Raw genomic sequence first — 19,507 nt, forward strand, 5'->3', positions numbered from 1 at the left:
CTGCCTCGGCAGGAAGAGGTCCTCACGGGGACGAAGGTGGTGTGAGATCGTAATGGCGGCAGCCCTGTTCTTACGAACAAAGGCGTCCAAAAGATTGATCCACGCCGCTTTCTCTTACCCCATCATGGGGCGGCTACGTGCCGACCCCGGAGAGAAGCACGAACCCCGTGTGACGATCTCAAGCTCGGCAGAAAACAGTATTTGAACTTCGTTGCCTACCAATTCGTCAGACCGGCGCACTCGCGGCGGCGGAAAGTGGCCTGCGCCTGTTGACTCAGGCCGCGATAGAGAAGCCGCCGTTCATTCACAATCCGATTTTGGCTTGAAGCTCACGCGGCCGTATGACGAATGTCACTGTGGCTGCGTTATAAAAAGTGTAACTGGGACTACTCCATAACAGCGTAACTGGTAAAACATGGCTGATTTAAAGTTACTAATTCACGTAAGCGATATTGTTGCCGCCCACCTGACCTCAAATGTCGTTGCTTCGCAGGATATTCCGCAACTCATTATGACCGTTTATGAGAGCTTAGCGGGGCTTGAGGGCACGAGTGCGCCAACCGGTATGGAAGACGTGCCAGCGCCCGCTATGACGATCCGGGCGAGCGTTAAGCCTGGCTCGGTTGGCTGCCTTGAATGCGGAAAGCGCTTCAAGGCACTTCGCAAGCACCTCGGAACGCACGACCTGACCGCCGACGAGTATCGTGCAAAATGGTCACTCCCCGTTTCTTATTCGATGGTATCTGCTGATTACAGCGCGAAACGATCTGGTTTGGCGAAGGCGAATGGCTTGGGTAGGTCGAAGGGGCAGAATCAAACCGACGCTCGTCATTTCGGCGGCTTTACGACTTCTCCCGTTCGTCTAGCGTCCACCGGTCGACTGGCTTCGGCGAGCCATCATCGCGACGAATCGCATAGCCCGCGAGACCTTTGTCGATGAGTACACCGCCGCCTCCGTCGTGTGCCCACGCGACGGCCGGCTCGGTGCCCCGCGCCCATCCATAGGTGCTTCGGCTCATTCCTGCGGGTCGCAGGACCCGCGTCTCGACCACCTGAGCGGCGGTCTGGCCCGAAACTGCCTCGACCAACCGGCCGAGCAGGACGAAACCCTCGCCAGCGTAGCGGAAGCGGGTGCCGGGAGCGAACGCGCTCGTTAGCGGCTCGCCCGCTTCGTCGCGTCAATTGGTCAGGCCGCTAGAGTGAGAGAGCAGGTGGCGAGGCGTGATCGCTCGCGTCGCGGCATCGTCTGTGAACGCGACATGCTTCGCTACCGGTCGATCTAGGTCGATCAGGCCTTCCCGCACCATGTCATGGACCGCGACCGCCAGAACGATTTTGGACAGTGATGCCGCTTCGAACAGAGTTTCGGGTGTCGCGAGCACCGCATTAGCCTTTTCAAAACCGACCGCACCGCACGAGATTGGGCCGGAGCCGTCCAGCATTGCCCAGCTCACGCCCGGTACGGACGCCAAATCCATCCAGGTGGGCAAGTTGGCAAGGGTGCTGGGCGTCGTCGCGGTTGCTGCACCTGCTGCCACGGCTATGGCGAGCGTCCCGAAGCACGAGGCAGCGAGCATTGTCCGCCTGGACACCAAATCCATTATCAACTCCTATTAGCAACCTGCTTACCGGCATACGGGTTCAACGCGACTAGGCTAGTGATCGGCGCGTCGCTCGGGCTGAATGGAAACACCGGCAACGATTGACGATGGGTGTCGTCCTGACGGAGGGAAACGAACTTGGCTGGACCTATAGCAGGGGCGGCGCCGCTTCCTGTCATAAGCGATCGGGTATCAGCGCTGCTCGACCACCGTTCTCACGCAGCCTCGGTGGGTAACGCTCGTTCAGCTTTTGGGAGCAGTGTAATCAAAACGACAAGTACTTTGACGTTGGTCGATGGCTTAAACTTGGTACCATCACTTCCGCATGGCGTGCCCATGGCGCGCTGTGTGGGGAAGCGAACGGAAAAGGGCGGGGATGACGATAGAGCCGACGCTGATCGAGCGTATTTACGAAGCCGCAGCGCTCCCTGAACTCTGGCCGGCCGTGTTGCACGAAATCTCGGATCGCGTAGGAGCCAAGGGCGCCGTATTCGTTCAACAGGCGCCCAATGCTGTAAGCTGGATAGCGTCACCGAGACTCGAAGCCGATGTCGCAGATTATATGGGTGCTGGCTGGGGCGCGGATCCAGTCCGCACCGCGGATCTCTACGCTGAACAGTATCCGGGCTTCCGCTCTGAGACGGCCTATCGCGCGGTCGAAGAACTCCAACGTCTGCCAGTCCACGCTGAGTTTCTCGGGCCGCGCGGGCTCTTTGGCGGAGCGGCCACTGTCATCCAAGGGACTCACGAAGACGCTCTGCATGTAGCGCTAGAGGGCTGGCAGTCGCACGCTGCGCCGGAACGCGCCCTCCCTTGGCTTGATTCGCTACGCGCGCCACTTGGAAGAGCCTTTAGCCTGAGCGCCCGCTTGCGGAACAGCCGCGCAGCCACGGCGATTGCCGCGCTCGACCTGTCGGGAACCCCAGCCGCGATCGTTGGCTTGGACGGTCGCATTCGAGCGATGAACGAGCGCTTCCAGGCTCGACTCAGCATACAACTTCTTGAGCGGTTCGGCCGTTTGTGCTTCGCCGATCCTTCTCTGCAGGCGCGCTTCGTAAGCGCCCTTGCTGCTACCGCCGATAGGCGCAACGGACGTTCAATCGTCATAGCGGCCACGGACGATAGGGCGGCGTGCGTCATCCACCTTTTGCCTCTGCGGCTGAACGCGCGCGATATCTTCGAGGCGGAAGGCGTGCTCCTGCTTGGCGCCGAAGCGGCGAATGCCAGCATTCCCGGGGCCGACCTCCTGCGCCTACTTTTCGATTTAACTCCCGCTGAGGCACGGTTGGTCCGCAATTTGGTTGAAGGTAACGCGCTAGGCGATGCTGCCGTTCTACTCGGAATCGCCGATGGCACTGCACGCACCCACCTGCGCAATGTGTTTCTAAAAACCGGAGTGCGACGGCAGGCGGAACTAGTTCGATTGCTGCTCGGATTAGGACAACCAATCTGATTTGGCAGGCGCTTGCCCCTTTCCCTTGGTTTTAGACTCATAAGCGTGAAGCCACAGCCGCATTGAGGTAAGTTGGAAGATTGCGAAGAAGTTATCCGTGAGTCCGCAGTATAGGGTCGCGATTCTCCCGAAGTGCTTGGGCTTTCTGAGGAAGCGCTCGACAAAGTTGCGTTCGCGATAGAGTACCTTGCTGACGCAGGGCTTCGATTTGCGATTTTATTTGGCCGGGATGTTCGGCATTGCACCCTGCGCCTTGATCAGATCGCGGATGTCATCGGTGTCATGAGCCTAGCGGCCAGGACGATGGCACTGGGATCGAGGCGCTCCAGCAGCCGATATGCGGCCGGCCCATTATGTGACTGTCCTGCTGTCAGGCAGCGCCAATTCGGGAGCTCTTGCACATTGACGAGCGCACGTATCTTGGTCGTTAGACCGCCCCGGGAGCGACCGAGGCAATGATCCACGTCCCCCTGTTTGCGGCCGCGGCCTGTTGGTTCGTCCGGATGGAAGTGCTGTCGATCATCTGAATGGCGCCATCGTACGCCGCGGTGAGGGCGTCCATCAGCCTGCCCCAAACGCTAGCTTTGCGCCATGGGGAAAAGCGGAGGTAGCACCTCGTGCGTGGACCACACCGCTCAGACAGATCGCGCCACGGCCCGCCCGACCGCAACATTCAGAGGATGCCGTTCAATACCCGGCGATCATCGACGCGCGCAACGCCTCTGGGCTTGCTGGGTAACAGCGGCTCGATCATGCGCCACTCCGTCGGCCGATCATATCGGTTAGTGCCGAGTCTTAATCAGAAAAGTACGATCCCGGGAAACCCGTTTATGGATTCACGGCCTAGTATACATCAGCGTTTCTTGCCTCTCTCAAGCGCAAGCATTTCATTGCTTTCTCTAGCGAAAGTCAACGCACGTGATCCGCGGCAGGTCTTAAACGAGTCCGTCGAAGTGACGCGATCTACCACAAATAGGGGGCGCGGGTCACGAACATCATGATACATCCGTTTTGTAAATAGGGGCGTCATCATGAGCAAAGGATCAACGGTAACTGGCTCGATTCAAAAGCGGAATCGAGGAGTGGCGAATCTTATACAACGGACAAAAAAAACAGTTTCCCTATTAAAGAGCTTTCCTGCGCACGTTTCCTATATGGAGGAATTGGAATTTTATGGCCATTTAGGCCTTATCGATTTAAAGCGTTTCAATAACTTCAAATACCTCGGAAGGTATCTTTCCCGGTCATTCGATAGCGCGCAAAAACGAGAAGCGATCCTTTCTCATTATCGCCTTGTTAGTAGGGTTATCCCGAATAAGATTCTTAACAGAATTGTTTCGACAGGTTTAGTTATATGGCATATAACTTCTGATGAGTGTCACTGTAATATCACTCTACATTCAAATGTGATATCACCCCTTGAGGGCGAGTGGCAAATATCATTTTATTTTAATGGCACTGCAGTCTATCATCTAAGTCTTTCCTTTTGTCGTTTAGGGATCCGAGGACATACTTCAAACGCTCGTTGCATTATCGGTGGCGTCCAAGGAGTTTATCAATCGCAGGATGCAATAAGGCATGCGGCGAAGCTCAACTCCGACATCTCCCCAGCGACAATTCTTATTTTGGCAGCTAGGGCCATCGCTTCTGTAATCGGCGTCGAGACAGTTTACGGTGTTTCGTCTAGCCAACACGTATCATCGAGCTATGCCGGCGATCGAATGAAGACGCAATATAATGATCTGTGGACCAGCAATGGCGGCCAGCTATTGCCCAACGAGTTTTATTTGATACTAAGCCAATCAGATGACATTCATAGCCAGTCCGTTTCATCCGCTCATCGCCGACGTAAGGAGCGACGGCGTAAGTTGAGAAGCTCCTTACTTGAGCAAATAACTGATTGCTCTCGCGATGCTCTACTGAACAATGCCGACTGATCGTCGTAGGACGCATGGCGGCCTTCTGATCGCGCTAGCTTAAGGACTCGTGATCAGAGCCAAAAGATCACGGTGGCAACAAGCGCGATAGCGGAGAGGAAGACCGTTGGGCATCGATCGTCGCGGGTGCAACGCGGCGCCAGTCCTTCAGGCGGCCAAATATGATCTCGATGCGGCTGCGGCTTCGGTAGAGACCCTTGTCGTATGTGATGGCACGTTCCGGGATTTTCGTCGCGGAATGCAGGGCCTTATGCCTTTTGCCTGAAGCGCGTCTGTACCAGTCTGCGTCGTACCCGCGGTCGGCAAGCATCCACTGCGCCTTATGCAGATCACCGAGCATTGCGGCCGCGCCTGTGTAAATCGCGGACCTGGCCAGCGGTCATGAAGAAACTCAGCGGGCGACCGTTCGCTTCGGTGAAGGCGTGGAGCTTGATGTTCATGCAGCCTTTGGTGCGACCGATGAGCCACCCGAGATCCCCTTTTTCACGCGCAGGCTCGATGCTGTACGGCGTGCCTTGAAATAGGTCGCGTCGATCATGATCGTCTTGGCCGTGGCGCTCGCAGCGGCCAGTCCTTCCATCATCCGCAGGAACACGCCCCTCTCGCCCCACCGCTTCCACCGGCTGTAGAGTATCTTGTGCAGCCCGTACTAAGTGGGCGCATCGCACCAACGCAGCCAGTTGCGGTTTACGAAAACGATGCCGCTCAGCCCCCGTTGGTCATCAACCCGGGGCTTGCCGTGGCTTTTGGGAAAATACGGCTCGAGCCGCGCCACCTGCTCGTCGTTCAGCCAATACAGGTCGCTCATCGCGAGTCTCTTCGCAGAGCCTGAATCAGATCGCGCCTCTCACATCAATGGGTCCTGACCCTAAAGGTGTTTTCGGAACCGTAGGGTCTAAATGCAACGACGGAAGTTCAGCCGAGAGTTCAAGCTCGAGACGGGAAAGTTGGTCCGCGATCGGGGCGTGGCGGTGGCACAGGCCGCGCGCGACCTGGACTTGCACGAGAGCGTGCTGCGCAAATGGGGCCGCGAAGCGGAAGCTAATCCCCAGTCGCATGCCCTGGCAACGGCCAGATGAAGCCCGAGCAGTAGGAGATTGGGCGGCTGCACCGCGAGTTTCCGCTCAGGCAGGCATTCAAAGCCCTCACCCACGCTATTAACGAAGGGCTAGAAGTGATTGCTAAGCGCCCAAAAGACCGTATTTCGTGCTGCCAAGGTGGCCCGCCCCCGTAGTAAGCAAGATACGGGGTTGCGCCGGATGGGCCGGCACCTAGCCCTAGGCTTAAGCGAGGGCAGACCATGGAAGAGGATAGCGAACTTTTCGTCGGACTCGATACGTCAACGTTAAAGATTTCGGTTGCTGTTGCCGATGGCGAACGGAATGGCGAAGTCCGGTTTTTTGGCGACATCTCAGCCGAGCCGGCATCGGTGGCATCGATGGCGGCCAAACTGGCAAAGCGAGGCGCCAAGCTTCACTTTTGCTATCAGTCTGGTCCGACCGGATACGAGCTTTACCGCCAGATCATTGAGCTGGGTCACTGCTGCGAGGTGGTGGCGCCATCGCTCATTCCCAAGCGTCCGGGCGACCGGGTCAAGACCAACCGTCGAGATGCTGTAAGCTTAGCCCGGCTCCATCGGGCTGGCGAGCTGACCGCGGTCTGGGTACCAGACGAAACGCATGAGGCGATTCGCGATCTGGTACGAGCGCGAGAGGTCGCAAACGACGGCTTGAGAAAAAGCGCGACAGCACCTTCAGTCCTTCCTTCTGAGGCATGGTCGAATTTATGCCGGTCGCTCGCCCTCGACGCGGGGGCATAGCCGATGGTTGGCGATCCAATCTTTTGCCCACCCGGCTCAAAACATCGTGCTGGTGGAATACATCCAAGTAATTGAGGATGCCGCGGTTCGCCTGGACCGGCTTACAAAGCAGGTCGCTGAGGCTATGGCACCCTGGTCGATGGGCCCGGTCGTCGAAGCCTAGCAGGCAATGCGCGGTGTTGCGCTCATTACGGCTGTCACCTTAGTGGTCGAGATTGGCGACGTCATGCGCTTCGACACTGCCCCACAGTTGATGGCCTATCTGCCTAGCCTGATTACCGGCCTTGCGAGCCCTAAACCTTTCTCGAACACGTCGAATTTTGATCTCGACGTTGCAATCCCAACCAAAATCGGATGAGAGCCTAGCGACAATTTGTCACACCCCCAAAAGCCCCCCCGTTAATCAGTGGCCACAGCTTCATCATTCGCACAGGTCAATCTTACGGCTTTGCCATCAGGCGACGTTGGGGAAACGACAGCGTGCCGCCTCCCCACGCCCCGACAGCCGCCTAAGCGCACCTTCGTAGAGAACCGGTTAGATCGCTACCACGACACCGAATTCGCTACGGAACTCGATACAAACCCGCACTGACGGCTACTGTGATGTCGATTCAATATTCGACGCGTAAGGTCAGACCGTATGTGCGCGGCGCGCCAAGAAACGCATCGAGTGTACCGGTCGCATTCGTTGGCACGTTCTGGAAGCCTGAATCAAACGTCACCTGCTTGTAGTTGGTGTCGAACAGGTTATCCGCCCAGCCTTCAAGGCTCCAGCGATCGTTGCGTGGCCCAATGCCAAGCCGGATATTGGAGACGATATAGCCTTTTTGCGTTTTGCCCGGATCGAGATCCGAGCCGGTATTGTAGCGCGACGAATATTTCGCGCCCATCGTAAAGCGCGCCTTGTAGGTGTCGCCCAAATCTTGGGTGTAGGTACCTGACAGGGAAGCCGAATAGAGCGGGGCGAGCGAGAGCCGCGAATATTGCCCACCCTGGAAACCCGTGCGGAGCTTGAGCCCGGCGAGCTCGGACGTGGTCAGATCGTAGCGCGTGTCGGCAATGGTTAGGCCGCCCTGGAAGCTCAGCCTGGGCGTCGCGAACCACACGAAATCGGTGTCGATACCCTTGCTGACAACGTGCGGGATGGAATCGACCACAAACACCAACCCGTTGAATGAATTGAGCTGGAAGCCGGCATAACGCTGATAGAAGAGCGACACGTTGAACAGCAGCTTGCGATTGAACAGCGTCGCTTTTTCGCCAAGCTCGAACGAATTGTTAGTCTCGCGGCCGAATTTCGTGTTCCGGATCGGGGTAATCACCGCTGCGCTGCCCACTGCGCAACCAGGCTCGCCGACCGTGCATTGCACGCGGTCAAGATTGAAGCCGCCGGCCTTGTATCCGCGTGCGTACGAGGCATAAACCAGCAGATTGCGATCGAAGCGGTAGACCGCCTTGACGGTTCCGGTCAGCGCGGTTTCGCTTTCCTTCTGCTGGTTGGTGAAATTGTTATAGCCTGGGCTGAGGAAAGGCAGGCACATCGTTTCATTGACCGAGGCGAGTTGCGCGGCTGCGGTTGGGTTCGCGCCGTTGAGGATGCCGAACGCGGCATTCGCCGCCCCGCAGCCGGCGCCTCCGCCGATATTGGTGCTCGTCTGGTCCAGCGATTTGTCGTCGAAGTTGAGGCGCGCGCCGCCCTGTAACGAGAACTTGTCGCTGAGGTGCAGCGTATTGTCGGTGAAGATCGCGTAGGTGTCGTCGGTCTGGCGATAGCGATCGACCCCGCCGCTGTTGGCTGCGTAATTGACGCCGCCGACGAACGGGAAGGTGAGCCCAGTGCGCAGGAAGGTCGGGTCGGGATGGCCCTCGACAAGTGAGGAAAACAGCAGGCTGAGATACGGCGTGAATTGCGAGCCGACCAGCACGGCGGTGTTCTGCCGCAGCCGTTCGTGCGAATAGAAACCGCCGACCAGATAGTCGAGCTTGCCGGCGGTGCCGGCGTAGCGCAGTTCCTGGCTGAAAGTGCGGAACTGCGACGAATTGCGGTCGTCGTCTGGCAGGTAATCGATGTCTGCGGTCGAGAAATCGGCATCGAAGCCGCCGCGCGTCTTCCAGTCGCGATACGCCGTGATCGAGGTGAGCGAACCCGGGCCTACCGTCCAATCTGCCTGAAGAGACACGCCCTTGTCGACGATCGTCTGATGATCGGGCCAATTCGAATAGGCGGTGCGGTCATACGGGCGGGTAGGGTTGCCGTCATTGCCGCCGAGTGCCGCCACGATGTTCTGAGCGAGGTTTGGCGCGGGCGCCTGGCTTGCGCGGGTGATGACGGCGATACAGCAATTCTCGCTGCGGTGCGAAATGTCGCCGATCAGCCGCAGCGTAAGCGCATCGGTCGCTTTGTAGAGAATTTGCGCGCGGCCGGTGTAGAAATTCCGGTCGGTGTCGCGCGTGTCGGCGCGCGGTCCGGCCCCGGTGTTCACGTTGAAGAAGCCGTCACGCTGGCGATCGGCGAAATAGAGGCTGACGGCGAGCTTGTCGGACAGCGGGCCGGTCACTTCGGCCGCGCCGCCGAAGCCGCCATAGTTGCTCGCGGTGAATTCAGCATTGGTGCCGAACTTGAACTGCGGCAGCGCGGTAATGATGTTGATCACGCCCGCAGTCGCCGACTTACCGAACAGCGTGCCCTGCGGGCCCTTCAGCACTTCGATCCGCTCGACGTCGCCGAGGTCGCCGAAGCCGACGCCGTTGCGCGAGCGATAGACGCCGTCGATCACCACGCCGACCGAGGATTCGAGCCCCGGATTGTCTCCGACCGTACCGATCCCCCGGATGCGGGCGGTGGTCGAGGCTTCGCTGCTGGTCGAGGTGACAAGCAGGCCCGGCGCCAGCAAGGCAAGGTCCTTGATGTCCTTGACGCCCGAATCCTGCAGCAACTGCTTGGTCACCGTTGTCACCACGATTGGCACGTTCTGCAAGCTCTGGCTGCGCTTCTGCGCGGTGACGATGATGTCGTCGACATTTTGTCCCGGTAAGGCCGCGGCATTGCTCGATGGCGGAGCGGCAACCGGGCGCTGCGGACCTGCGTCAGGTGCGACGGGGCCACGGGGTGTCGATTGCGCAGACGCTCCCGTCGCCTGCACGCCAATAACAAGCGCTGCGGTCGACAAGGCAAACCGCAGCTCGCTGGGAACTTTCATGCAACTCTCCAAAAGCGAGCTTCTTTACGAGCTCAAACCGGCTTGGCCGTTGGTCGGAAGTTGCACTCACAAACGTGATATTTCTATGACATCCATGTGAATTCGTGCTTTCGGTATGCTGCAAATTCGATTTGTGTCGTCAGGATATGCGCTCCACTAGGCGCTTTGGTATATTCATCGTCACAAGGCGGACACCGTCGTCATCGCGACGCTGATCCGTCTGCATCGGCCCACCAGCCCTTCCATGACAACGTCCGCCAGACGGTGGCGGTCTGGACCCACTTCCGGTCATTCGCGCCACACTCGCCGTTTCCGGAATTCCGCCGTTCATTCAGCTTGCATTTTGGCGTGTCTTGGATCGCGTTCGGTCGACAATGCAAAGAGGGCTTCTCTAGGCGCGTTTTACGAAACCCGATATAATACGCCGATCTTCTTACAATATTTAAGGATCTGATCGTAGGCTCCGCCCGATTGGGGGGAGCCGCGTGCAGCCATCGACGATCTTTCAGGCGCTGCGCGGCGATTTTCTTCGACTGCGCTTTCGGCCCGACCGAGATCATTCGGTCGAGATCGTCGAATGTCCGGGTCTTTGGCTCGATCAGCGAGACCTGAATGCACTTGTCGAGGCCTGCCGAGCCGTAGTGGCCAGCTGCTTGAACGGCAATCAACTCGATTATGGCCTGTTTGCCCAAGGCGGGGCAGCGTGGAATCGCAGCGTCATCACGCTGATCCGGCGCGCTGACGATGGCCGGCCGATCGCCTTCAACGCCATGCCGCTGCTGCCGGTCTCGCGGGGCGGTCAAGCCAGTCACGTCCTCCATCTCGGGCTGGTGATGGTCGATCCCCGCGAACGCGGCGGCGGGCTGTCGTGGATCCTCTATGGCCTCACGTGCTTCGCCCTCTTCGTGCGCGGCGGACTGCGGCCGTTGTGGATTAGCAGCGTAACCCAAGTCCCAGCAGTGGTCGGGATGATCGCCGAGACGTTCGACCAGGTTTATCCCGGCCAGGCCGGGACCACGCCGAGCTTTGCGCATCGCCATCTCGCGCACCAGATCATGGCGGGAGAACGCGCGGCGTTCGGCGTGAGCGATGATGCCGGCTTCGACGCAGAGGCTCAAGTGATCACCAATGCCTATACCGGCGGCTCGGACAATCTGAAGAAGAGCTTCGCGGTCGCAGCCAAGCATCGCGACGCGCGCTACAACACGTTCTGCGCGGCGGTACTCGATTATGAGCGCGGCGACGACGTCCTCCAGATCGGCCGGCTCGATCTGGGGAGCGCGCGCCGTTTCCTTGCACGCAGCGTCCCGCGTGGCGCGCTGCCGCAACTCGCCGCACAAGGACTGATGATCGGCGTGCAGGCGGTGCTTGCGCCGTTGCTGCAGTGGCTCGACGCCGACAAACCCCTGGGACGATTGAGACCTGCCCGATGACCAGCTTCGATTATACCGAAATGACCACGCGCAACCGCGGCTTCGTCACCGCAGCCGACCAGGCCCGGCTGCGGGAGGCACGCGTATTCATCCCCGGCGTGGGCGGCATGGGTGGCGCGGCATTCATGGCGCTGGTGCGCGCCGGAGTCGGGCGTTTCATCATCGCTGATATCGACACGTTCGAAGTGTCGAACCTCAACCGGCAGATGTTCGCGACCTTGCCTGGGGTCGGCCGACCCAAGGCCGAGGTGGCGCGTGATACCGCGCTGACGATCAACCCGGAAGTGCAGATCGAAGTGCTAGGTCGCGAATGGACCGACGATCTGGACCGCCTGCTTGCCGACAGTCAGGTCGCGGTCAACGGCATGGACGATGCCGCGGCCGGCGTGCATCTCTACCGTCGCGCCCGGGCGCAGGGTCGCACTGTGATCGATGCCTATGCGTCCCCACTGCCCTCGGTCACCGTAGTGCGACCCGAAGCGCCCCGGCTCGAGGAACGGCTGGGCTATTTGACCGTCGGAACCGACTGGACGCAGGTGACAGCGGAGATGCGGAAGGACTGTTTGCAGCGCGAGATCGCCTATGTGCTGACGCACAGTTCCTCGCATCTGTATGTCGATCTCGACATCGCTGCGGAGGTCGCCGCAGGCAAGCGTTCGCGCTTTTCGTTCTCGACGATGGTAACGATGGCAGGGACAATGATGGCCGAGGAAGCCGTGCACATCCTGCTCGACCGCAAGGGCGGCACCGATCATCGGGGCTATTTCTTCAACCCGCATCGCGTCGCGGTCGAACGGCCACGCTCGGTGCTGGTTGCGGCGATCCGCGGCTTTGCCGTGCGGCGCTTGTTGACCCGGATGATGGGATGAACGAAGCCGTCGCTGCGATTATTACCGCGATCGCGCTGCTGGCCGTGCTGGCGGCGCGACACGGCGTGGCGCAGATGGCGGCGCGCTCGTCGGTCGCGGCGCGATTGCGTACGCTGTATACGCTGGTCGCGCTGCTGCTAGCGTTGCGGCTGGTCGCGCCATGGGTGAGCGCTACCCCGGTGATGATTGCGCTGATGGGGGTCGCCGCATGGCTGCCAATCGCGACGCTATGGTTGGTCGAGCAATTGCGTCGCCGGCATGCCCCCCGACTGGTCAAGTTGCTCGCACTAGCCGGTGCAGTCGGCTTTTCGATCCTGGCGGTGACACTCGGACTGGTGTGGACCGCGGCCGCTGCACTGGCCCTGGCATTGTATCAACTGGCGATGCTCGCGGTGATGGTGGCGCTGCTCACGCACAATCGCGCCGGACTTGGACAAGGCGAACGGCGCACCAGCGACACCGTCCTGCTCGCAATACTGCTGACGATCCCGCTGGCCGCTTCCGATTTTGCGGCGGTGCTGCCGGGTCTGCCGGTCCGTGGCGGTGCGTTTGCGGCGTTGCTGCTCGCGCTCGCCACCGCGCGGCTCGCGGCGGGCGACGGGACACCCAGACGGTTGCTTGCCGACCTCGCGATTGCCGCAGGCGCGGGCGGCATCGGCGTTGGCATAGCGTTCTCGGCGCTTCACGGCTTGTCGGAAATTCCGGCCCTCCTTGTCGCTGCGGGTTGCACCGCGATCGCCGGCCTGCTGCTGATCGTCGCCCGTGCAGGTGGCGGCGGCGATGCGACCGGGCTGATCGCGGCGCTCGCCCATGCCCCCTCCGATGACCTCGATACGCTGATCGCGGCCCACCCGATCCTTGCCTCTGGGCGGCTGCTGGGTCCGGCCGAACTCGCTGGCTATCCAGACTCGAGCATTACTCGAGTGCTCGCTTTTCGCGTGGTCAGCGCCTCGACGGGAGATGCCGAAACGCGCGACGCCGCCCGCGATTTGCTCGACGCATACGCCGCGACCCATCTCATTCGCCTGTCGCGTACCCCGCCGCGACTGCTGGCGGTGGCAGCCGGAAGCCTGACTTCGCCCAGACTGGACGACGAGCTTGCGCTTGCCGCGCGTTTGATCGAGCGTGCAGCATGACGCTCGAACTCCGCCAAGGTGATGTTGCCGCCTTTTTCGACGCGCCTTTCAATGCCTATCACCCTGCCGACGGCTACGTCTCGCCGCTTCGGAGCGACATCGTGCGGATGCTCGATCCGGCGAAGAATCCGCTATGGATCGCGGGAAACCCCTTCGCTTTCTGGAGCGCGCATCGGGGCGGCCGACCGATCGGACGAATCGTCGCGCACGTTCATCGCCAGTCGAATGTGCTGCACGGTACGCAGCGCGCGCAATTCGGCTTCTTCGACTGCGCCGACGATGCCGAAGCGGCGCAGCGGCTGCTCGATGCCGCCAGCGATTTCGCGCGGACGCAGGGGCAGCGCGAACTGGTCGGGAATTTCAACCTGACCGCGATGCAGCAGGCCGGCGTGCAAACCGATGGTTTCGGTGCGCGCAGCTATACCGACATGGTAATCAATCCACCCCATGTGCCCCGCCTACTCGAAGCGAACGGTTTCGAACGGTTCTTCCCGATGCGCACCTTTGAGCTCGATCTCGCTACCGCGACGACCTTCACCGCGCGTCCGCTCGATCCCACGTCCGGGTTCAGCTTCGCGCCGATCGAGCGGGCCAGCTTCGCCGCGCGCATGGAAGAAGCGCGGCTCGTGCTCAACGACGGTTTTGCCGCCAATCCGATGTTCGTGCCGCTGACCGCCGACGAATTTCAATTCCAGGCGGGGGAAATGATGTCGATCCTCGATCCACGACTGTCGTCGGTGCTGTTGTGCGAAGGGCGCCCGGTCGGCACGATTATCTGCATCCCCGATCTCAATGGCCTCCTCGCGGCGACGCGCTCGCGCATCGGGCTCACCACGGCGTATCATTACTTGCGGTATCGCCTGCGCCGGCGCCGGGCAGTCATCATTTTTTATTCAGTGGCCAGCGACATGCACGGACAGGGCGTGATGGGAGCGATGCTCGCGCGCACCGTCGCTGCGCTTCGCGATGCGCGCTACGAACGGCTCGGTATCACTTGGATCGCCGACGGCAACGCCGCGAGCCTGCGCCAAATGGAGCGGCTCGGCGCCAAGCCTTTGCAGAAACTGCATCTGTATCGCAAGGATCTGGCATGAACGCCGAAGCCCTGCGTGCTTTGGTCGCCGAAGCGATGCTCGCGCCGAGCGTTCACAACGTCCAGCCGGCACGCTGGCGGATCGTCGACTCCGTCACGATAGACCTTTTCGAGGATGTGCGCACGCGCCTCTCGGTCGGTGACCCACGCGGCAACGATGCCGGCATCAGCCTGGGCGCCGCCGCCGAGGGACTACGAATCGCCGCGAGCCGAATGGGGCTCGCGCTGGAAACGCATGCGGCCCCGACGCAAACCGACGCGGCGCTGGTTCCGGTGGCGCGCTTCCTGGTCATCGAAGCTGGAATACCCCCGGACGTGCTCGCCGCGCAGGTCGCAACACGCGCTTCTTGGCGCTGCGGATTTGCCATGAGCAGTCTGACCGATCGCGCGGATGTGCAGCACCTCTCAGGGCCAGACTGTGCCGTCATCAGCGATCCGGCTGCGCTGACGGAGGCTGCGCACCTCTACGACGCCGCCAGCTACGGTTACATGCGCGACCATGCCTTCCGTGCCGAGCTTCGCTCCTGGATGCGCTTCACTCCCGGTCATCCGCGCTGGAACCGCGACGGTCTCAACGCGGCAGCGATGGCGCTCGGACGGGTCGAGGCGATCGGCGCGTCGGTCGTGCTGGGGTCTGCGTTCGGCGTGCTCGATTGGTGCGGCGTGGCGCCGGGCTTGCTTGCCGAGGGCAAGAAGATCGTTGCTGCGACGGGCGTGGTGGTGTTCCACCGTTCGGTGGGCGAAGCCCCGTTCGAGAGCGGCGTGGCTTTCTATCGGTTGTGGCTTGGCATCGAGCGCGCCGGCTTTGGCGCCGCTGTGCTCGCAGCGCTCGCCGACGACCCCAGGGCGGCGCAGGAAATTGCGCGGATGGCAGGCGTTCCCGATGGGCGCCGCATCGTCAGCGCGTTTCGCATCGGACGCCGCCCCGTCGGCGGCGCCATCGAACGGGCTAGACGTAGCCTCGACGAAACTCTCGTCTAGAACAGTTTCATATATTCGATCAGCGCTGCGCGGTCGCGTTTCGACAGCACCTCGCCGAAACGATGCCCGCCATTGCCCCGTCCGGCCGACCGCGTGTCGATCCAACTAGCTTGCGAAAACGGCCGATAGGCGCTTGGATACGCACCGTTCGGCGTGAGTTTCACCCCGACAGTGGCAAAATCGAGCGCATGCCCGCCGACCATGAAGCGCGGTACCCGCGTCTCCGGCGCCAGCAACATCGCCAGCGTCGGCACCGATCCATTGTGCAGATACGGCGCCGACGCCCAGATTCCGGTCAGCGGCGGCGCGACATAGCCGTGCCCGGTCCGTACGGCGATGCGTGTGCGATAGGCTGTCCCGGCCACAGCGTCGGCCAAGCTGCGATCGAACACCGCCGCGCGCAGCGGGTCGGTACCGACACCGCCCTGCCAATTGGGAAAGCGCGTCAATCGCGGTGTGAGGCCGGCGCTGTAGCTCCCATGACACGCGGCACATTGCCGGGCGTATACCACGCCGCCTCTCGTGGCCTGTGCCGGGTCTATCGTGCCCGGGAAGCGCTGCGGTCGATAGCCCTTCAAGAAGTCCATGATCGCGGTCGCGTCGTCGAGGCTGGCAATCGCCTTGTCGGGGTGGACACCCATGCTCGGCACCGTGAAGAAAGTTGTTATCGCAGCCAGCGAGCGCAGATGCACCGCGGTGATCATCGCCGGGGTGGTCGCTGACTGGCTTGGCTGCCCCGGGACCGCATAGGCACCGTCGGCGAGCAAGCTCGTGCGCCACACGCGGTCGCCCAGATCAGGGATCGAGACCACGCCTGCATCGTCCCGGCCGTGGCCGAGCATTGGCTGATTGAGAGCGGCCTTCAGCGCCGCGACGCCGTTGGTGCTGCCCGGCGCGCCATTCGGGAACGGCAGAGGCCGGTCGACGCCCGCCAGTTCCGCGAGCCGCTTGCGCGCGAGCGGTAGCACCAGCAAGCGCAAACTCGCGCGCTCCCGCCAGTTCATCTCTGGATACAGCGTCGCCACCGCGGGGAGCAGCTGGTCAGATCCGGCAAAGCGACGCAACGCGCGGAAGATCGCCAGCGTATAGGCTTCCAGATCGATCGAGCTGTTGGGCATGCCGAGCATCGCGCGATCGTGCAGCGGGCGCCCGTCGGCCGCATAAGTCACGCCGGCGTGGCACGCCGCGCACCCGAGGTTGGCGACGCGGATCACGCTGCCCCCGATTGGCGCGACATCGCCAGCGGTGATGCCGAGCGGCAGCCCGGTCGCCGTCGGTGACGCGCCGGGCGGCCGGTTGACGATTGTGGCGCCGGTCAGGAAGCCGAAGCGGCGCAACACCCGGTCGAGCGTCGTGGCATCGAGCGGTGCGCGCGGATCGCGGCGCCGCTCCTCGAGCACCAAGGCGGCCGCGACCAGCCGCCACGGGACGGCATTGCTGGACAGCGCATCCATGCCGATGCCGCCGAACCCCGCGCCCTCGAAGGCAGCGGCGCCCCGCATCGCCGCGGGCGCGTCCGTGTCGATTGCGGGCCGGGTCAGCGACTCAGTTGTCCAGCGCGCGGTGCCCCACAGCGCGACGACGATCACGACCAGTGCTGACGCCGCGAGGACCCACCACGGGCGCTTCATCGCGTCAGAAAATCCTCGACTGCGGTCGCAAACGCCTCGGGCTGCTCCCAATGTGGATAATGCCCGCAGCGATCGATCAGGCAGAGCGACGATCGCGGCAGGAGTGCAGCAGCGCGCTCGGCATAGAGCGGCGGGAAAACGCGATCCTGCCGTCCCCATACGACCAAGGTCGGCCGATCCAGTCGTTCCGCGATCCGCGCGACGCTGGCGCAGTCCTTGCTGCCGAACAGCCCAACGCCGGTCTGCAGTGTCCGCACGAATGAGCGTTCGCTGCGGGGAACGCGCGCAAAGCGGTTGGTCAGTTCGAGCAGGTCCGGGGTCACCTGCACAGGATCGCACATCGCCAGCTTCAGCGTCAGTGCATTGTTGAACGGTGTCGGCCGCCCGAGCCAGTCGCCGATCAGCGGTAAGGCTGGCAGTCGCATTAACGGATGAGTCCGCCGCCCGAACCCGCCGGGTGCGGCGAGCACGGCGCGATCGATCCGGTCGGGCGACTGTTCGGAAAAGCGCAGGATTACGCTTGCGCCGAGCGAACTACCGACGAGATGCGCTCGCCGGATCTTCAACGTGTCGAGCACCGCGGACAGTTGGTCTGCAAAAAAGGGTGCGTCATAAGCGGCGTCGGGGCGTGAGGCTTGGCCGAACCCGGGCAGGTCGAACGCGATCACGCGAAACCGACGCGACAATCGCGGCACGATCCGGTCCCATATCTCGATGCTATTCGCCAAGCCGTGCACAAGCACCAGAACTGGCTGCTCGCCACCGGTGTCGCAAATGCGTGTCCGTTCGCCGTTGACCAGATGTGTCAAATTCATGAGGCCATAGATACACGAGACCAACTACGAGATCATTACTGCGCGCATACCTCCATGTCGGCAAACGCTCCCATTGCAGCGCAAATTTCGAGCTGTACGGTGGCTGGCACCCCAGAGCTCTCTTGGTTTCCCTGCCGTCCGTTGGATTGACCCAAAGTCGGACGCTCCGGGGCGGGCTCCCAATGCTGATAAGCGGAGGTCCATTAATCCTTGGCCGGTACCTTTGATGGATCCGGGATCGAGGGGCAGCAACGACATTGCATAAAATTTCTCTCTTCGCGTGCCGCCGCGACGGAAAGGGACAAGTGCGCCGTTGAAGGGGGAGTAACGAGGAGAGTGAGATGATCAAACTACGCTACGCCGCCGCCCTGACTGCGGCTTTGATGTTGGCCGGGACAGCGCAGGCGCAGAGCGTCAATCAACGTCAGGCACGCCAGCAGGAGCGCATCGACCAGGGCGTTACAAGCGGTCGCCTGACTGCTGGAGAAGCTGTCCGTGACGAGCGCCAACAGGGTCGTATCGATGCGACCGAGGCGCGAATGCGAGCCAATAATGGCGGTCGCCTCAACGGCAATCAACGCGCGCGGCTCGAGAGCCGGCAGGATCGGGCCAGCGCCCATATCTACCGGAGCAAGCATAACGGCCGGCGCTACTGAAGAAATGGTACCCGGGCGGCGTATTCGCCGCCGGTGATCGACCATGAAGTGAGGAAACCATCATGAAAAAATTACTGTTGGCCGCCATCGCGGCCGGAGCAGCATTGACATCGATCGCACCCGCGGAAGCCCGCCAAGGTTGCGGCGTCGGTGCGCATCGCGGCCCGGCGGGCTATTGCCGCCCCAATCGCGGCGGCGTGGTCGTCGCCCCTGGCGTGCGGATCGGCGTTTTCTACCCCGGGCGCGGCTATTGGGATGGTCGCCGCTATTACGGTCATCGCTATCGCTGGCATGGCGGCTGGCGCTATCGCTAAGGCTGGTCCGCCGCAGGGACAGCACGTCCGCGTCCCTGCGGCATCCCATTTCGGAACAGGCCATGCCGTGCGAGCGGCGACCCGATCACGTAAGGGTAGTTTTAATGAAAACCACATCGCCGATACTGCTGGGACGCACTGCCCTGGCGCTGGCCGTACTGGCCCCCGCTGCTGCATGCGCGCAACCCGCAGATCAGTCGGCCCCGTCGAACCGCGCGATTAAGACCACGACGGCAAGCGTACCGGCGTCGACCTTTGTCTCGCGGCATGAGAAAAAGGTTCTCGCCAACGATACCGATGGCGACGGCAAGGTCAGCCGCGCAGAGTTCATAGCTGCTGCCAAGGCCGGCAAGCACGATCCCGCCAAACGGTTCGCCAAGCTCGACGCGAATGGCGACGGCATGCTCGACAAAACAGAGATCGATGCGATGCTCAGCCGGCGGTTCAAACGCCTCGACACGAATGGCGACGGGTTGCTCAGCGCCGACGAACGCGCGGCCGCCCATGCGCGCAAGGGCCCGAATGCAGGCGACGGCGCGGAATCCTGATATGGATCGGACGGTATGGGC

19 protein-coding genes and 3 pseudogenes are annotated in these 19,507 nt (G+C 61.7%); 14 read left to right on the top strand and 8 right to left on the bottom strand.

Annotated elements, in window-relative coordinates:
- The first annotated feature begins 415 nt into the window (after positions 1-415).
- Entirely contained in the window at positions 416-940 is a 525-nt protein-coding gene (locus EAH76_RS23105) for a MucR family transcriptional regulator (protein WP_140852626.1), read from the top strand.
- On the opposite strand, the pseudogene EAH76_RS23110 reads toward EAH76_RS23105, so the two are convergent.
- Positions 843-1,601: pseudogene (locus EAH76_RS23110) on the bottom strand (serine hydrolase domain-containing protein). The gene EAH76_RS23105 and the pseudogene EAH76_RS23110 sit on opposite strands and share 98 nt — an antisense overlap.
- A 376-nt stretch (positions 1,602-1,977) precedes the next feature.
- Here EAH76_RS23110 and EAH76_RS23115 point away from each other — a divergent pair.
- Positions 1,978-3,054 (top strand): helix-turn-helix transcriptional regulator, encoded by a 1,077-nt coding sequence (locus tag EAH76_RS23115; RefSeq protein WP_140852627.1) that lies wholly within the window; start codon positions 1,978-1,980, stop codon positions 3,052-3,054.
- Here EAH76_RS23115 and EAH76_RS23120 read toward each other — a convergent pair.
- Positions 3,037-3,808: pseudogene (locus EAH76_RS23120) on the bottom strand (IS5 family transposase). The gene EAH76_RS23115 and the pseudogene EAH76_RS23120 overlap by 18 nt on opposite strands.
- Before the next feature lie 277 nt (positions 3,809-4,085).
- On the opposite strand from EAH76_RS23120, the gene EAH76_RS23125 reads away from it, so the two are divergent.
- Positions 4,086-4,991, top strand: a complete 906-nt coding sequence (locus tag EAH76_RS23125; RefSeq protein WP_140852628.1) for a DUF535 family protein — start codon at positions 4,086-4,088, stop codon at positions 4,989-4,991.
- 67 nt (positions 4,992-5,058) lie between these two features.
- Here EAH76_RS23125 and EAH76_RS24915 read toward each other — a convergent pair whose 3' ends face one another.
- The 3 genes from EAH76_RS24915 to EAH76_RS24925 all read right to left on the bottom strand — a co-directional run bounded on the left by EAH76_RS24915 (position 5,059) and on the right by EAH76_RS24925 (position 5,799).
- The gene (locus EAH76_RS24915) at positions 5,059-5,331 is read right to left on the bottom strand and encodes a transposase (RefSeq protein ID WP_431358015.1); all 273 of its coding nucleotides are present in this window, start codon (positions 5,329-5,331) and stop codon (positions 5,059-5,061) included.
- 96 nt (positions 5,332-5,427) lie between these two features.
- Positions 5,428-5,586: a hypothetical protein gene (locus EAH76_RS24920; RefSeq protein ID WP_431358016.1), complete on the bottom strand. Its 159-nt coding sequence runs from the start codon at positions 5,584-5,586 to the stop codon at positions 5,428-5,430.
- 54 nt (positions 5,587-5,640) lie between these two features.
- Positions 5,641-5,799 carry a hypothetical protein gene (locus EAH76_RS24925; RefSeq protein ID WP_431358017.1) on the bottom strand — a complete coding sequence of 53 codons (159 nt, stop codon included), beginning with the start codon at positions 5,797-5,799 and terminating at the stop codon, positions 5,641-5,643.
- 91 nt (positions 5,800-5,890) lie between these two features.
- Here EAH76_RS24925 and EAH76_RS23135 point away from each other — a divergent pair.
- The 3 genes and pseudogenes from EAH76_RS23135 to EAH76_RS24355 all read left to right on the top strand — a co-directional run.
- Positions 5,891-6,081 (top strand): annotated as a pseudogene (locus EAH76_RS23135) (transposase); the annotation flags it as partial.
- A 210-nt stretch (positions 6,082-6,291) separates the two neighbouring features.
- On the top strand, positions 6,292-6,810 hold the full coding sequence (locus EAH76_RS23140) for an IS110 family transposase (RefSeq protein WP_206667924.1): 519 nt from the start codon (positions 6,292-6,294) through the stop codon (positions 6,808-6,810).
- A gap of 169 nt (positions 6,811-6,979) precedes the next feature.
- Positions 6,980-7,168: a transposase gene (locus tag EAH76_RS24355; protein WP_206667925.1), complete on the top strand. Its 189-nt coding sequence runs from the start codon at positions 6,980-6,982 to the stop codon at positions 7,166-7,168.
- 253 nt (positions 7,169-7,421) lie between these two features.
- Here the strand turns inward: EAH76_RS24355 and EAH76_RS23145 are convergent, their stop codons facing one another.
- Positions 7,422-10,010, bottom strand: a complete 2,589-nt coding sequence (locus EAH76_RS23145) for a TonB-dependent receptor (RefSeq protein ID WP_140852629.1) — start codon at positions 10,008-10,010, stop codon at positions 7,422-7,424.
- Between the two features lie 641 nt (positions 10,011-10,651).
- Here EAH76_RS23145 and EAH76_RS23150 point away from each other — a divergent pair.
- From EAH76_RS23150 to EAH76_RS23170, 5 genes are read left to right on the top strand one after another with little or no spacing between them, the layout of a single operon-like run.
- Positions 10,652-11,443, top strand: coding sequence for a hypothetical protein (locus EAH76_RS23150; protein WP_206667926.1), 792 nt, complete (start codon positions 10,652-10,654; stop codon positions 11,441-11,443).
- Complete coding sequence (locus EAH76_RS23155; RefSeq protein WP_140852630.1) at positions 11,440-12,312, top strand: HesA/MoeB/ThiF family protein; 873 nt, start codon at positions 11,440-11,442, stop codon at positions 12,310-12,312. The genes EAH76_RS23150 and EAH76_RS23155 overlap by 4 nt, the downstream gene beginning before the upstream one ends.
- Complete coding sequence (locus EAH76_RS23160) at positions 12,309-13,448, top strand: hypothetical protein (protein WP_140852631.1); 1,140 nt, start codon at positions 12,309-12,311, stop codon at positions 13,446-13,448. The genes EAH76_RS23155 and EAH76_RS23160 overlap by 4 nt, the downstream gene beginning before the upstream one ends.
- On the top strand, positions 13,445-14,542 hold the full coding sequence (locus EAH76_RS23165; protein ID WP_140852632.1) for a GNAT family N-acetyltransferase: 1,098 nt from the start codon (positions 13,445-13,447) through the stop codon (positions 14,540-14,542). The genes EAH76_RS23160 and EAH76_RS23165 overlap by 4 nt, the downstream gene beginning before the upstream one ends.
- A gap of 35 nt (positions 14,543-14,577) precedes the next feature.
- Positions 14,578-15,522 (top strand): hypothetical protein, encoded by a 945-nt coding sequence (locus EAH76_RS23170; RefSeq protein ID WP_140852633.1) that lies wholly within the window; start codon positions 14,578-14,580, stop codon positions 15,520-15,522.
- Here EAH76_RS23170 and EAH76_RS23175 read toward each other — a convergent pair.
- Both EAH76_RS23175 and EAH76_RS23180 read right to left on the bottom strand, forming a co-directional pair.
- The gene (locus EAH76_RS23175) at positions 15,519-17,153 is read right to left on the bottom strand and encodes a c-type cytochrome (protein ID WP_140852634.1); all 1,635 of its coding nucleotides are present in this window, start codon (positions 17,151-17,153) and stop codon (positions 15,519-15,521) included. The two genes, EAH76_RS23170 and EAH76_RS23175, sit on opposite strands and share 4 nt — an antisense overlap.
- Positions 17,150-17,968 carry an alpha/beta fold hydrolase gene (locus EAH76_RS23180; protein ID WP_140852635.1) on the bottom strand — a complete coding sequence of 273 codons (819 nt, stop codon included), beginning with the start codon at positions 17,966-17,968 and terminating at the stop codon, positions 17,150-17,152. The genes EAH76_RS23175 and EAH76_RS23180 overlap by 4 nt, the downstream gene beginning before the upstream one ends.
- A gap of 341 nt (positions 17,969-18,309) precedes the next feature.
- Here EAH76_RS23180 and EAH76_RS23185 point away from each other — a divergent pair, with 341 nt between their 5' ends.
- The 3 genes from EAH76_RS23185 to EAH76_RS23195 all read left to right on the top strand — a co-directional run bounded on the left by EAH76_RS23185 (position 18,310) and on the right by EAH76_RS23195 (position 19,486).
- A complete protein-coding gene (locus tag EAH76_RS23185; RefSeq protein ID WP_140852636.1) occupies positions 18,310-18,624 on the top strand; it encodes a hypothetical protein in 315 nt (104 codons plus the stop codon).
- A gap of 62 nt (positions 18,625-18,686) precedes the next feature.
- Positions 18,687-18,938: a GCG_CRPN prefix-to-repeats domain-containing protein gene (locus EAH76_RS23190; protein WP_140852637.1), complete on the top strand. Its 252-nt coding sequence runs from the start codon at positions 18,687-18,689 to the stop codon at positions 18,936-18,938.
- Between the two features lie 104 nt (positions 18,939-19,042).
- Complete coding sequence (locus EAH76_RS23195; protein ID WP_140852638.1) at positions 19,043-19,486, top strand: EF-hand domain-containing protein; 444 nt, start codon at positions 19,043-19,045, stop codon at positions 19,484-19,486.
- The last annotated feature ends 21 nt before the right edge of the window (positions 19,487-19,507 follow it).

Origin of the sequence: Sphingomonas glacialis (genome assembly GCF_006439055.1) — a bacterium.
Lineage (GTDB): Bacteria > Pseudomonadota > Alphaproteobacteria > Sphingomonadales > Sphingomonadaceae > Sphingomonas > Sphingomonas glacialis_A.